The following is a 13020-nucleotide window of genomic DNA, read 5'->3' on the forward strand; positions in this document are numbered from 1 at the left end:
AGGGATTGTGATGAAGATGAAATGGAAACAACAAATTACCGGATTGAAAGCTTATCAGCCCGGGCGTTCAATTGAAGATGTGAAGAAAGAGTACGGTCTTGAAAAAATCGTTAAGCTTGCATCAAATGAAAATCCTTTCGGTTCATCCAATAAAGCGAAAGAGTGGGTGCAATCTTACGGATCATCCTATGCTCTTTATCCGGACGGTTATACAACGGCCCTTCGCTCCGCTCTCAGCGAATTTCTTAGTGTAGATGAAAAGCAGCTTATTTTTGGCAATGGGTCTGACGAGCTGATTTTGATTATTTCTCGAGCGATGTTAGAACCAGGCAAAAACACGGTTATGGCAACTCCTACTTTTCCGCAATACCGGCATAACGCTACGATTGAAGGAGCGGAAATCCGTGAAGTGCCTCTTGTGGACGGCGCACATGACTTAGACGCGATGCTTTCAGCGATAGACACACAAACAGCTGTTGTCTGGTTATGCAGTCCGAATAATCCAACGGGCATTTATATTAACAATGACCAGCTCGTGCAATTTTTAAATAAAGTCCCAGAGGATGTTCTCGTTGTGCTTGATGAAGCCTATTATGAGTATGTAACGGCAGAGGATTATTATAATGCGTTAGAGATTGCAAAGAAGTATCCGAATGTACTCGTTTTAAGAACGTTCTCTAAAATTTACGGTCTAGCGAGCTTCCGAGTCGGCTATGGATTTGGCTCCGAAGAAATTATCCGTGCTTTAGAGCCGGTTCGCGAACCATTTAATATTAATACACTTGGAGAAGGCGTTGCTTTATCGGCACTATCAGATCAGGACTTCGTAAAGAAATGCCGAGAAGAGAATAAAAAGGGCCTCGAACAATTCTATCAATTTTGTAAAAGTGAACATCTTGACTATTATCCGTCAGAAGGAAACTTTATTTTAATTGATTTCAAATGTGACAGTGATGAGCTGTTCCAATATTTAATGAAAAAGGGGTATATCGTTCGTTCCGGAAATGCCCTTGGTTGTCCAGGAGCTGTTCGGGTAACAGTCGGATCTTATGAACAGAATGAAGGAGTTATCCAAGCTATGAAGAGTTTTATAGCAGAAAACGCAATTAGACAGTAGGTGTTTGTGAAGAATGAGAGGAACTGTATTAGTTGCCGGATTGGGCTTAATCGGCGGGTCGCTGGCGAAGGCGATCAAAGCAGCCCATCCCCAGGCAGAAATTATCGGATACGACATCCGCGAAGGTGAAGTAGGCCTTGCCGAAGCATTGAATATTATTGACAGGCAGGCAGGCACATTTCAAGAGGGGGCAGAGCAAGCGGATCTTATCATTTTGGCTGTACCCGTTTTACAGACAGAAAGGCTGATCAGACAGCTGGCTGAATTTGATTTAAAAGAAGAAGTCATCATCACAGATACGGGCAGTACAAAAAAGAGAATTATGTCCTGTGCCGCCATTTTGGAAAGCCGCCACATAACCTTTGTTGGCGGTCATCCGATGGCGGGCTCTCATAAGAGCGGAGTGACAGCTGCAAAAGAGCTTTTATTTGAGAATGCCTTTTACCTGCTAACGCCAGGTGAAGGAGCGAACGAAAAGCAGGTGGCCGTTTTAAAAAAATGGCTGCAAGGAACCAAAGCGAAAATATTGGAAATTTCTGCTGATGACCATGATCACCTTACAGGGGTTGTCAGTCACTTTCCTCATATCATTGCTGCCTCTCTTGTTCACCAGGCTCGCAAATACAATAATAGCAACTCCTTGATTTCCCGTCTTGCTGCCGGGGGGTTTCGGGATTTAACGAGGATTGCCTCATCAAGCCCGGAAATGTGGAAGGATATTTCGCTACATAATAAAGAAGTGCTTCTCACACTTTTATGCGATTGGAAAATAGAGATGGAAAGAGTCATAGATATTTTAAAAGAAGAGAGTGCTCCTCTTTTATTTGATTATTTTAATGAAGCAAAAGAATTTAGGGATGATCTTCCTGCTAAAGCAATGGGAGCTATTCCTTCATTTTATGATTTGTATGTCGATGTACCGGATTATCCGGGAGTCATATCAGAAATCACGGCTTACTTAGCGGAAGAGAGAATTAGCATCACGAATATTCGGATTGTGGAAACGAGAGAAGATGTGTACGGAGTGCTTGTGATTAGCTTTCAGAATGAAAAAGACCGGATGCGGGCCCGGCAATGCATTGAAAAACAGACAAACTACGACTTATTTTTAGCATGAAGGGTGATTCGATGAAAGAAATGGAATTAAGGCTGACAAATTCCCCGCTGAATGGGCGGGTGGAAGTACCGGGAGATAAATCAATTTCCCATCGCTCAGTTATGTTTGGCGCCTTAGCTGAAGGCAAGACAACCATTCGGCATTTTTTGAAAGGGGAAGATTGCCTGCGGACGATTGACTGTTTTCGAAAGCTCGGTGTGAACATTGAAGAGACCGATGAAGAAATTGTTGTCTATGGAACTGGATGGAACGGATTGATTGAGCCTTCTGAAATCCTTGATGCTGGGAACTCTGGAACAACGACGAGACTTTTATTGGGGATTTTGGCCGGCCGTCCATTTCACTCTGTATTAATTGGAGATGAGTCTATCGCCAAACGGCCAATGGATCGGGTTGTTGCCCCTTTAACGAGCATGGGAGCAAAAATTAATGGCAGAAGCAATGGACGGTTTACACCGCTGGCAATTGACGGTTCAAAACTGTCCCCCATCCGATATGAATTGCCTGTAGCGAGCGCTCAGGTAAAGTCTGCCCTCTTGTTTGCTGCTCTCCAGACAGAAGGAGAAACAGTGATCACGGAGCCGCAGCCAACCCGTGATCATACAGAAAAAATGATCAAACAATTCGGCGGGGAAGTTACACGCCGCGGCAATGATATTGTCGTGCAGGGTGGCCAGTCATTTAAAGGGACAAGTGTATATGTACCTGGAGATATTTCATCTGCGGCCTTTTTCCTTGCTGCTGGGGCGATGGTTCCCGGCAGTGAAGTCATTCTTGAAAACGTTGGCTTAAATCCGACAAGAACGGGAATTATTGATGTGCTTGTTCAAATGGGGGCCGATATTCAAATTGAGGCCCGTGAGACTGTTGGAGAGGAGATAGGGACGATTACTATCCGTACTTCTCAATTAAAAAGCATTGAAGTGGGCGGCGATTTAATTCCGAAGCTGATTGATGAAATTCCGATCATTGCTCTGCTTGCCACACAGGCAGCAGGAAAGACTGTCATCAAGGATGCAGAAGAGTTGAAAGTAAAAGAAACAAATCGTATTGACACGGTTGTGAATGAATTAAAGAAGCTTGGCGCGGAAATTGAAGCTACAGAGGATGGAATGATTATTCATGGCAAGAGCTCGCTGTCTGGAGCTCGTGTTTCATCGCATGGAGATCACCGAATTGGTATGATGCTGGCTGTTGCTTCTCTAGTGGCTACAGGAGCCATTGAGCTTGAAAATCCCGAGGCTATTGCGGTTTCCTATCCTTCTTTCTTTGAAGATATGAAGCAACTCATTCAAAAGTAATGAAAACAAGGTGTTTAGTTGGCGACGCACACAGCAGCCAACAAAAAGGAGCTGATTTTATCAGCTCCTTTTTCTGCATAAAGAAGGAAATTGCTCTTTCCTGGAGAATGTATTTACTATTGAAGATAAAAAAGTTGCTGTCAGGCTTTTCTTTCACTATGATAACAATATTACAAGGTGTGAACAGGATGATTGAAAGCACCCTGGGATTGATGGCAAATGACCGTCCTTTAAAACTTAAGTCTGATGTAGATGAGGATGATCGATCAAGCAGACTAGTAATAAAGAAGTCGGACGTTTGTCGATAGTCCTAATAAGAGTAAATTGTTTTTTAGAAAGGATTCGAAGAAAATGTCTTATGCACAGCAAATGCTAGAAAGTTTAGAAAAAGGGGAAAATCAACAAGCATTTTCTCTATTTAAAAAGGTCCAGTCGTTTTCCTCAGATGAAGAGAAATTTTCGCTGGCCGAACAATTATATGGTCTGGGCTTTCTGGAAGAAGCGCGGGAGCTGTACGAAGGGCTTCTGGAAACCTTTCCGGAAGAAGGAGAGCTGCGCGTCCTTCTTGCTGAAGTGCTCGTTGATATGGATAAAGAAGAAGAGGCCATGCTTCTCCTTGAGCAGCTGGACCAAGCAGACGAAAACTATCCGAGAGCTCTGCTGTTGCTTGCTGATCTATACCAAATGCAAGGTCTATATGAAGTAAGTGAACAGAAGCTGCAAGCTGCCAATGAACTGTTGCCTGATGAACCGGTTATTCAATTTGCGCTTGCTGAGTTCTACTCGGAGCAGGGAAGGTTTTTGGAAGCTATTCGTCTTTACAGAGCCCTGCTTGCAGATAGACAAGAAGAGATAGCGGGTATCTCCATTTATCAGCGCCTGGCTGAGTCATTGAGCGTAGGCGGAGCTTTTGAGGAGAGCTTGGAGTATTATGAAAAAGCGCTTGAAGGCCATCTGGAAATTAACACACTATTTGGTTACGCTTTCACGGCTTTTCAAGCGGGCTTTTATCAAACAGCGATCGCTAAATTTGAAGAGTTAAAAGCGCTTGACCCAGACTATCACTCTATTTATCTTTATTTAGCCAAAGCATATGAGCGGGAGGAGGAGTTAGAAAAAGGGATAGAAGCAGCTAAGGAGGGAATTAAGCATGACGAGTTTCACAAAGAGCTGCATCTCATTGCAGGTAAGCTTAGCCTAAAGTTAGGCAGAGAGGAGGAGGCAGAGCAGTTTTTGCGCGCTGCCTTGGCATTAGATCCTGAGTATTCAGAAGCCGCCCTTACCTTAAATAAATTGCTTCTTCATCAGGAACGCTATGAAGATGTATTGGAAATTACCGAACTGCTGAAGAAAGATGGAGAGGCTGATCCACAGCTTTTATGGGATGAGGCAAAAGCCCTCAATGAATTAGAAGAGTATAGTCAGGCATTAACTGCTTATAAAGAAGCATATAATTTCTTTAAAGGTCATGCACACTTTTTAGAAGAATACGGATACTTCTTAATGGAAGAAGGAAATCGTAAGGAAGCACTGCAAATATTCCGTCAGCTGCTGGAGAATGATCCCGCGAATGAAGAGTGGCTGTTGCTCATTGAGCGACTTTCGGATTAATTAAATGACTATCTTTACAGAGGAGGGATTTATAAAATGGCTGCCCCTGTATCTGTTCATGAGAAAAAAGATTTTATCCGCTGGTTTTTAAATCACTATCAATTAAAAAGAAGAGAATCTGTATGGATTTTAAATTATTTAATGAGCCACGACCAGCTCATGGAAAAGGTGCATTTTGTAGAAGACGCACAATATTGTCCACGGGGAATGATCATGTCTACCCACTGTGTTGACAGTGCCCCGTTTCGTTTTTTTAAAGAGAACATCATGACAACGGATGCAGAAAAATCATTTCATGATATCCGGTTGAACAAGGAAGAGGACATTTATATTGAATTGAAGTTCAAGTCTTCCAATATATCTCATCAATATGCGGCCGTAATGGAAGAAAACCCATTTATGCCAAGGAATTTACGAATTACGGAAAAGGATAAAGTGCTTGCTGAAAACTTTCTTAAAGAGGGAATCTATCGTTTTCAGAAGGAGCGATTGCTCAAAGACATAGATAGAGCGCTCGATAGCGGAGATAAAGCAGCATTTCTGGCGTTGACTGATCAACTAAATGCTTTAAAATAGTCTTTTGCCTGCGGCAAAAGACTTTATTTTTGAATAAAGAAGGATGATTCTCATCGAATCACTGTGGTACTATAAAACAAGAGGTGAATGACATGAATTGGAATGGCAGAGATACAGAAAGCTTTCAACAGCAAAAAGAATATGTGGATACAGCACTCGTGCCGCTCATCCCTATTTCTTTTGAAAGCGACATGAAAGAAACAGCTTCTCAATATGAATTTATGCAGTTGTTAACTACGCTGCTTGAGAAGCAATTTAAAGGGCGAATCTTGCTTATTCCCCCGTTTACTTACATAAGACAGCAGGAGGAACAAGGAAAGCTTGCCGCGTTAAATCGCTGGGTTGAGGAGATGGACAAGAGTGGGTTTAAACATAAGCTATTCTTCACTTCAGACAGCAGCTGGAAGTTGGCTGAAGAAGAGATCGGTGGCTCATTAATCTGGGTTCCATCCGTGCCGCTTGAACATATGGAGGATTCGTACAAATACTCGTTAATAGAGGATCAAGCAAAACAATTTGTCAATATAATCGTCCACAAATGGCAGCAAAATTTGTCATAATTCAGAAAATCGTCACATACTTTGATATATTTTCGATCGCTGTGATATTGACCTGTTTCCAAGTTTGGATTATCATAGTGGTGTCCTAGTTTATGTTTGTGCGCTTATAAATACGTCCAGTGCGGACGCAGCTTACAATAGAGGGGGGAAAAGAATGAGTAAACAACCTGTATCAAGACGTCAATTTCTTAACTATACACTGACAGGCGTTGGCGGCTTTATGGCAGCTGGCATGTTGATGCCAATGGTTCGTTTTGCAATTGATCCAGTTTTGGCGCATGGTGGAAAAGGCGAATACCATACTACGAAGCAGAAAGTGGATGAATTGTCTACGAAACCGACTCGTGTGGACTTCTCTTACGAACAAAAAGATGCATGGTACACATCCGATGTTACACAAACGGCCTGGGTTTACAAGAATGAGAAAGGCGAAATCGTTGCCCTTTCACCTGTATGTAAACACTTAGGCTGTACGGTTGACTGGGAAGGAAGCGGTCACAAAAACAAGTTCTACTGTCCGTGTCATGGTGGTTTATATGAAAAGAGTGGAAAAAACATTCCTGGTACACCACCAACAAGACCGCTTGATAAGTACCCAACGAAAGTAAAAGACGGTTTCTTGCAGCTCGGCAAGCCGGAGCCACAAACCATTGCGTAAAGGAGGCGTAATTCATGCTAAACAAAATTTATGATTGGGTTGATGAGCGTTTAGATATTACGCCTTTGTGGCGGGATATTGCTGATCATGAAGTGCCTGAACACGTAAACCCGGCTCATCACTTTTCGGCTTTCGTTTACTGTTTTGGCGGATTGACATTTTTCGTAACCGTTATCCAGATTCTATCAGGTATGTTTTTGACTATGTATTATGTGCCTGATATTAAAAATGCCTGGGAATCGGTTTATTATCTTCAAAATGAAGTGGCATTTGGAATGATTGTGCGTGGTATGCACCACTGGGGTGCGAGTTTAGTTATCGTTATGATATTCTTACATACGTTGCGCGTGTTCTTCCAAGGAGCTTACAAAAAACCACGTGAACTGAACTGGATAGTGGGCGTATTAATTTTCTTTGTTATGCTTGGTCTCGGCTTCACGGGTTACTTATTGCCATGGGATATGAAAGCGTTATTCGCAACGAAGGTAGGTATAGAAATCGCCGCTTCCACTCCATTCATTGGGGAACAGGTAAAAACCCTGCTTGCGGGTCATCCGGATATCGTTGGAGCCCAGACGCTTACTCGTTTCTTTGCGATTCACGTGTTCTTCCTGCCGGCAGCGTTGCTCGGCTTAATGGCAGCTCACTTTATTATGATTCGCAGACAAGGTATCTCCGGACCATTGTAAAATTAAAATTTCATTGAATGTCTAAAGATCTTTTTAAAGGAGGGGAACGCCATGCATCGTGGAAAAGGGATGAAATTCGTTGGTGATTCGCGTATCCCGGCAGTACGCAAACCGAATGTTCCGAAAGATTACTCGGAATACCCGGGGAAAACTGAAGCCTTTTGGCCGAACTTTTTATTAAAAGAGTGGATGGTTGGTGCCGTTTTCTTAGTTGGTTATTTATGCTTGACAGTAGCGCATCCATCTCCGCTTGAGCGTGTCGCGGATCCGACGGATACAGGTTATATTCCGCTTCCAGACTGGTACTTTTTATTTCTTTACCAGTTACTGAAATACACGTATGCTTCCGGACCTTACAATGTTATTGGAGCTTTTGTTATTCCAGGACTAGCTTTTGGAGGACTTTTACTTGCTCCGTTCATTGACCGAGGACCAGAACGCAGACCAATTAAACGCCCATTTGCTACGGGCTTTATGATTCTTGCTTTATCAGCCATTGTTTTCTTAACATGGGAATCCGTTGTTCATCATGACTGGGAAGCTGCAGAGGCACAAGGTAAAATTGTCGAAGAAGCAGAGTTCGATAAGAATGATGAAGGATACAAAATCTTTGCTGACCAGAAAAATGGCTGTATTAACTGTCATGGAGAAAATTTGACAGGCGGTGCAGCAGCACCATCTCTTGTCGGCACGGGATTAAAGCCTGAAGAAATCCAAAAGATTGCTCGTGAAGGTAAAGGGGCCATGCCTGCAGGTGTGTTTAAAGGCACTGATGAAGAGCTCGATAAAATGGCTGAATTTATTTCTAATTTAAAATAGTACAAAGAGAAGATGTCCTATCTTGAATAGGGCATCTTTTTTTCTATATAATAAATGTAATCATTACAATATTTTTCCGATATGTTTAGCAGAGAAGACAGGATGGTGCCATTTTGCAATATGTATACTGGTTTTTAGCGAACAAAAGATTTTTACTTATTTTATTTTTCATTAATCTAGTCGGCACAATTTACGGATATATGTGGTATGCGCCGCAGTTAGTCCGCACAGATTGGTTTTTCTGGCCCTTTGTTCCGGACAGCCCCACAGCAAGCCTGTTTTTCACGATTGTGTTGCTAGGATTTTTATGGAAAAAATCATGGGGGCTTTTTCAAGCATTGGCCATTGTGACACTGTTTAAATACGGCATATGGGCAGTGGTAATGAACATACTCGTATTAAAAGTGACTGGCTATTTACCATGGGAAGGATATATGCTGATGGCTTCACATTTAGGAATGGCTATCCAAGGGTTGCTCTATGCGCCATTTTATCGCATCAAACCATGGCATTTAATCATAGCTGCTTTTTGGGCTTTGCATAATGAAATCATTGATTATGTCTATATGCAATATCCGTCATATCCGCAATTACATCTATATATTAAAGAAATTGGCTATTTTACTTTTTGGTTGAGTGTCTTCTCTATTTTTCTGGCTTGGTATTTAACAAGCAGAGAAAAACGTTTGAAGTGGACTTTATAACTGGAATAAACGAGCGTCTACTATAAGTTTCTCTTCTCGTTTCCTTGGTTCATGCATATATTAACAGCAGGAGCGGAGGAGGGAGAGAAATGAAAAAAATAAAGTGCTTGTTTCTTATTTGTTGCTTATTTATTATTCCCGTTCATAGTCAGGCAGAGGATGCCGATGCCCGCCTTCTTAGATTAGATCAAATAGCCGGCCAGGCTCTGGAGTTTACGAAAGCCGGTCTCTATGAAGATGCAGAAGCACAGCTAAAAGCTGTCCAGCTTGAACTTATACAACTTCAATTTAAAGACAGTGGACTTCCTATGGAAGATTGGACAGTTTTATCGACGGCTCTTGGAGAAGCATTGCATGTGATTAACTCTCCTGAAGGAAAAGAAACAGAAACGTTGGAAACTGTTACGACCTTCCGCTTGGTGGCCGATGCAGTGGTTTCTCGTTACCGGCCGTTATGGACTGAAATGGAACAGCCTGTTATGTCTTCCCTGCAATCTTTAAAAAAGTCTTCTATGACAGCTGATTCCTCAGGGTTTCATGAATCACTCAATAGATTTTTGGCTAATTACTATATCATCCAGCCCAGCTTGAAAGTAGATGTTTCTGAAAAGAGTGTTCGGATACTTGATGAACACGTTCGTTATATGGAACAAAATGGAGAAAAGATGTTGAAAGAGGCATCTGCTGAAAGTGAGATCGAAGAGTTGGAAAAAGCAGTAGAGATGGTGTTTAAGGAAATGGAAAAAGAGGACCCTGCCCAGCCTTCTCTTGGATGGGTCATCAGCTTTACTGGGGGAATTATTATTGTAACGCTTTCTTATGTAGGCTGGAAGAAATATAAAGGGCAGAAGGAAGAAGAGAGGAAGAAGCAGAATCATTGATATAAAAATTAGAAAAGGATAAAATAAAAGAGAAGTAAATATTAGTACAAATGGGGGTAACACCAAACAATGGGCTTTCTAATTTACTTTCTTATCCTAATTCTCGTTCCAATCTGGGCGCAGATGAAAGTAAAAAGTACGTATAATAAATATTCCAAAGTTTCTGTCTCCACTGGTGTAACTGGGGCGCAGTCTGCTCGGCGCATTTTAGATGAAAATGGCCTTCACCAAGTGAAAGTAGTGGAAACAAGCGGTTTTTTAAGTGATCACTATAATCCGTTAACAAAGACGGTTCATCTTTCTCCAAATAACTATCACGGACATTCTATTGCTGCCGCTGCTGTAGCAGCCCATGAGGTAGGTCATGCTATTCAGGATAAAGAGGGATATGCCTTTCTCCGATTCCGTCATGCACTCGTACCTGTAGCAAATATTGGATCAAACTTATCGTGGATTTTCATTATGATCGGGATCTTTACATCAATGACAGGAGCTTTTTTACTCGGGATTATTTTAATGGCAGCAGCTGTTTTATTCCAAGTGATTACCTTGCCTGTCGAGTTCAACGCTTCTTCGCGCGCGATGGATCAAATTGTTTCATCAGGTATTATCCGCAATGACGAAGAGCGCGAGGCCCGCAAAGTACTAAATGCCGCAGCCATGACGTATGTTGCTGCCGCCGCTGTAGCTGTACTGGAACTGGTTCGTCTAGTCTTGATGTTTACCGGTATGCAGCAGAACGAAGATTAATTTCATAAAAAGAGAAAAGCAGGAGAGTGAGTCTCCTGCTTTTTATATTTGGATCGGCTGCTTGTTCTCATCAAGGGTAAATCCTTCACCGAGTACATCATGCACAACTGTAACGGAAACGAAAGCATGAGGATCAACCGAGTTGATAATGTTTTTAAGGCGGACAATCTCATTTTTGCCAACTACGCAATAGAGAACTTCCCGGTTTGTCTTTGTAAATGCACCGTGGCCTTTTAATATAGTAACGCCTCGTTCCATCTGTTTGGTGATTTTCTCAGCAATTTCTTGATTATGGTCAGAGATGATCATGGCTCCTCTGGCAGCATAGGCACCTTCTTGCATAAAGTCAATGACTCGCGCCCCGACGAAAACAGCCACGAGCGTGTACATAGCTTCCCGGTAATTTAGATAGGTTAATAAAGAGGCCGTAATCACAAGAGCATCAAATAAAAACATCGTTTTTCCCATGCTAACATTGCGGTATTTATGAATCAAACGAGCAATAATATCGACTCCGCCTGTTGTTCCGCCATAGCGAAAAATAATGCCAAGCCCTACACCAGCAAAGACCCCGGCAAATAAAGAAGCGAGAAACAAGTCTTCATGGAGCGGAATAGGAAGCTGCTTGCGCTGGAAAATCCAAAGAAAAACAGACACACCGACTGTTCCAATGATCGTATAGAAAAATGACATTCTGCCAAGTAGTTTCCAACCAACAAAAAATAAAGGCACATTCAGAATTAGATTGGAATAAGAAGGATCAATTTTAAACAAATTGTATAAAAGTAATGTAATTCCGGTAAAACCGCCTTCTGCCAGCTTGTTCTCCATGTTGAAATGAACAAGGCCAAAACTATAAATGGCACCGCCAATTAAGATAAAGAAAATATTTTTGAGTTTCATGCCAAATATCATACGCCAGCCACCTTTGAATTAATATTGAGACAGTTATTGATAACTGTCATTATATATAACTGTGCGAGATCAGACAATAAGAAACATGAAAGTCTGAGGTGTATAGAGCGATAAATTCATTGTCAACTACTCAAGAATTAGCTAACATAAAATTAATTAAGGAAGAAAGCAGGGAAGACATGGATAAAACGATCAAAGAGATGCAAAAGGAAGTCGATGAATACATCGGTCAATTTAAAGAAGGCTACTTTAGCCCGCTTGCTATGATGGCTCGCTTGACTGAGGAACTAGGAGAGCTGGCACGGGAAGTGAACCATTACTATGGTGAAAAGCCTAAAAAATCAACAGAAGAGGCGAAAACCATAGCAGAAGAACTTGGTGATCTGCAGTTTGTCATTATTTGCCTGGCAAATTCACTAAATATTGATCTGCAAGAAGCTCATGATCAAGTCATGAAGAAGTTTAACACGAGAGATAAAGATCGCTGGACGAGAAAAGAGGGGGAATAAATAATGGAAACGATTAAAGTCATTATTGCAGGGCCGCGCGGGCGAATGGGGAAAGAAGCGGTATATATGGTACAGAGATCAGAAAACTTACAACTTGCTGCTGTTTTAGATCGTCAGTACAATGGACAGCTGTTAAGTGAAGTAGAGGGATTTTCGGGAATAGACGTGCCAATTTTTACAGACATCAATGAATGCTTTAGTGAGGTAGAAGCTGAGGTGCTTATCGATTTAACGACACCGGAAACAGGATATATACATACAAAAACCGCTCTAGAACATAATATTCGGCCAGTTGTAGGTACTACGGGATTTACAGAGGAACAATTAAAGGAGTTAAAAGAACTCACTGAGGAAAAAAACCTTGGCTGTATTATTGCTCCAAACTTTGCTATTGGTGCAGTGCTTATGATGAAATTCTCTGAAATGGCAGCCAAGTATTTTCAAGATGTGGAGATCATTGAGCTTCACCATGATAAGAAATTAGATGCACCGTCGGGTACGGCAATTAAGACAGCTCAGATGATTGCCGAAGTAAGAGAAAAGAAGCAACAGGGCCATCCTGAGGAAAAAGAAACAATGAAAGGCGCCCGCGGAGCAGAAATGGATGGAATGCACCTTCATAGTGTACGTTTGCCAGGATTGATTGCTCATCAGCAGGTGTTGTTCGGAGCAGATGGTGAAACGTTGACCATTCGCCATGATTCATATAATCGGACTTCTTTTATGACAGGCGTCAAAGTGTGCGTAGAAACTGTTGTAAAGGTAGAAACGCTTATCTATGGCATGGAAAATATTTTAGATTGAGGAGGCGCT

15 protein-coding genes are annotated in these 13020 nt (G+C 41.9%); 14 read left to right on the plus strand and 1 reads right to left on the minus strand.

Annotation, left to right across the window (positions count from 1 at the left end; genetic code table 11):
• Nucleotides 1–16 precede the first annotated feature (16 nt).
• The 12 genes from hisC to ACH0BF_RS05885 all read left to right on the plus strand — a co-directional run bounded on the left by hisC (nt 17) and on the right by ACH0BF_RS05885 (nt 10783).
• Nucleotides 17–1117, plus strand: coding sequence for a histidinol-phosphate transaminase (hisC, locus tag ACH0BF_RS05830; protein ID WP_120037809.1), 1101 nt, complete (start codon nt 17–19; stop codon nt 1115–1117).
• Between the two features lie 13 nt (nt 1118–1130).
• A complete protein-coding gene (locus ACH0BF_RS05835) occupies nt 1131–2234 on the plus strand; it encodes a prephenate dehydrogenase (protein WP_120032594.1) in 1104 nt (367 codons plus the stop codon).
• Between the two features lie 11 nt (nt 2235–2245).
• Nucleotides 2246–3535: a 3-phosphoshikimate 1-carboxyvinyltransferase gene (gene aroA / locus ACH0BF_RS05840; protein ID WP_340853474.1), complete on the plus strand. Its 1290-nt coding sequence runs from the start codon at nt 2246–2248 to the stop codon at nt 3533–3535.
• A 351-nt stretch (nt 3536–3886) separates the two neighbouring features.
• The gene (locus ACH0BF_RS05845) at nt 3887–5146 is read left to right on the plus strand and encodes a tetratricopeptide repeat protein (protein ID WP_340853476.1); all 1260 of its coding nucleotides are present in this window, start codon (nt 3887–3889) and stop codon (nt 5144–5146) included.
• Nucleotides 5147–5182: 36 nt separating this feature from the next.
• Nucleotides 5183–5722: a ReoY family proteolytic degradation factor gene (locus tag ACH0BF_RS05850; protein WP_340853477.1), complete on the plus strand. Its 540-nt coding sequence runs from the start codon at nt 5183–5185 to the stop codon at nt 5720–5722.
• Nucleotides 5723–5814: 92 nt separating this feature from the next.
• A complete protein-coding gene (locus ACH0BF_RS05855) occupies nt 5815–6282 on the plus strand; it encodes a YpiF family protein (protein ID WP_340853478.1) in 468 nt (155 codons plus the stop codon).
• 154 nt (nt 6283–6436) lie between these two features.
• Nucleotides 6437–6940, plus strand: a complete 504-nt coding sequence (locus ACH0BF_RS05860) for a Rieske (2Fe-2S) protein (protein ID WP_120032582.1) — start codon at nt 6437–6439, stop codon at nt 6938–6940.
• A 14-nt stretch (nt 6941–6954) separates the two neighbouring features.
• Nucleotides 6955–7629, plus strand: coding sequence for a menaquinol-cytochrome c reductase cytochrome b subunit (gene qcrB, locus ACH0BF_RS05865; RefSeq protein WP_120032580.1), 675 nt, complete (start codon nt 6955–6957; stop codon nt 7627–7629).
• Between the two features lie 51 nt (nt 7630–7680).
• Entirely contained in the window at nt 7681–8448 is a 768-nt protein-coding gene (locus ACH0BF_RS05870; protein ID WP_120032578.1) for a menaquinol-cytochrome c reductase cytochrome b/c subunit, read from the plus strand.
• 113 nt (nt 8449–8561) lie between these two features.
• Nucleotides 8562–9152 (plus strand): lipoprotein heptaprenylglyceryl N-acetyltransferase LhaT, encoded by a 591-nt coding sequence (gene lhaT, locus ACH0BF_RS05875; protein ID WP_340853480.1) that lies wholly within the window; start codon nt 8562–8564, stop codon nt 9150–9152.
• 89 nt (nt 9153–9241) lie between these two features.
• Nucleotides 9242–10033: a sporulation protein YpjB gene (locus ACH0BF_RS05880; protein WP_340853481.1), complete on the plus strand. Its 792-nt coding sequence runs from the start codon at nt 9242–9244 to the stop codon at nt 10031–10033.
• A gap of 69 nt (nt 10034–10102) precedes the next feature.
• Nucleotides 10103–10783, plus strand: a complete 681-nt coding sequence (locus ACH0BF_RS05885; RefSeq protein WP_120032571.1) for a zinc metallopeptidase — start codon at nt 10103–10105, stop codon at nt 10781–10783.
• Nucleotides 10784–10825: 42 nt separating this feature from the next.
• On the opposite strand, the gene ACH0BF_RS05890 is transcribed toward ACH0BF_RS05885, so the two are convergent.
• On the minus strand, nt 10826–11698 hold the full coding sequence (locus ACH0BF_RS05890) for a YitT family protein (protein WP_340853482.1): 873 nt from the start codon (nt 11696–11698) through the stop codon (nt 10826–10828).
• Between the two features lie 119 nt (nt 11699–11817).
• On the opposite strand from ACH0BF_RS05890, the gene ACH0BF_RS05895 reads away from it, so the two are divergent.
• Both ACH0BF_RS05895 and dapB read left to right on the plus strand, forming a co-directional pair.
• Nucleotides 11818–12207, plus strand: a complete 390-nt coding sequence (locus ACH0BF_RS05895; protein ID WP_406909010.1) for a nucleotide pyrophosphohydrolase — start codon at nt 11818–11820, stop codon at nt 12205–12207.
• A 3-nt stretch (nt 12208–12210) separates the two neighbouring features.
• The gene (gene dapB / locus ACH0BF_RS05900) at nt 12211–13011 is read left to right on the plus strand and encodes a 4-hydroxy-tetrahydrodipicolinate reductase (protein ID WP_120032567.1); all 801 of its coding nucleotides are present in this window, start codon (nt 12211–12213) and stop codon (nt 13009–13011) included.
• Nucleotides 13012–13020: the final 9 nt, after the last annotated feature.

The organism is Pseudobacillus sp. 179-B 2D1 NHS (assembly GCF_045370945.1).
Taxonomy (GTDB): Bacteria; Bacillota; Bacilli; order Bacillales; family Domibacillaceae; genus Pseudobacillus.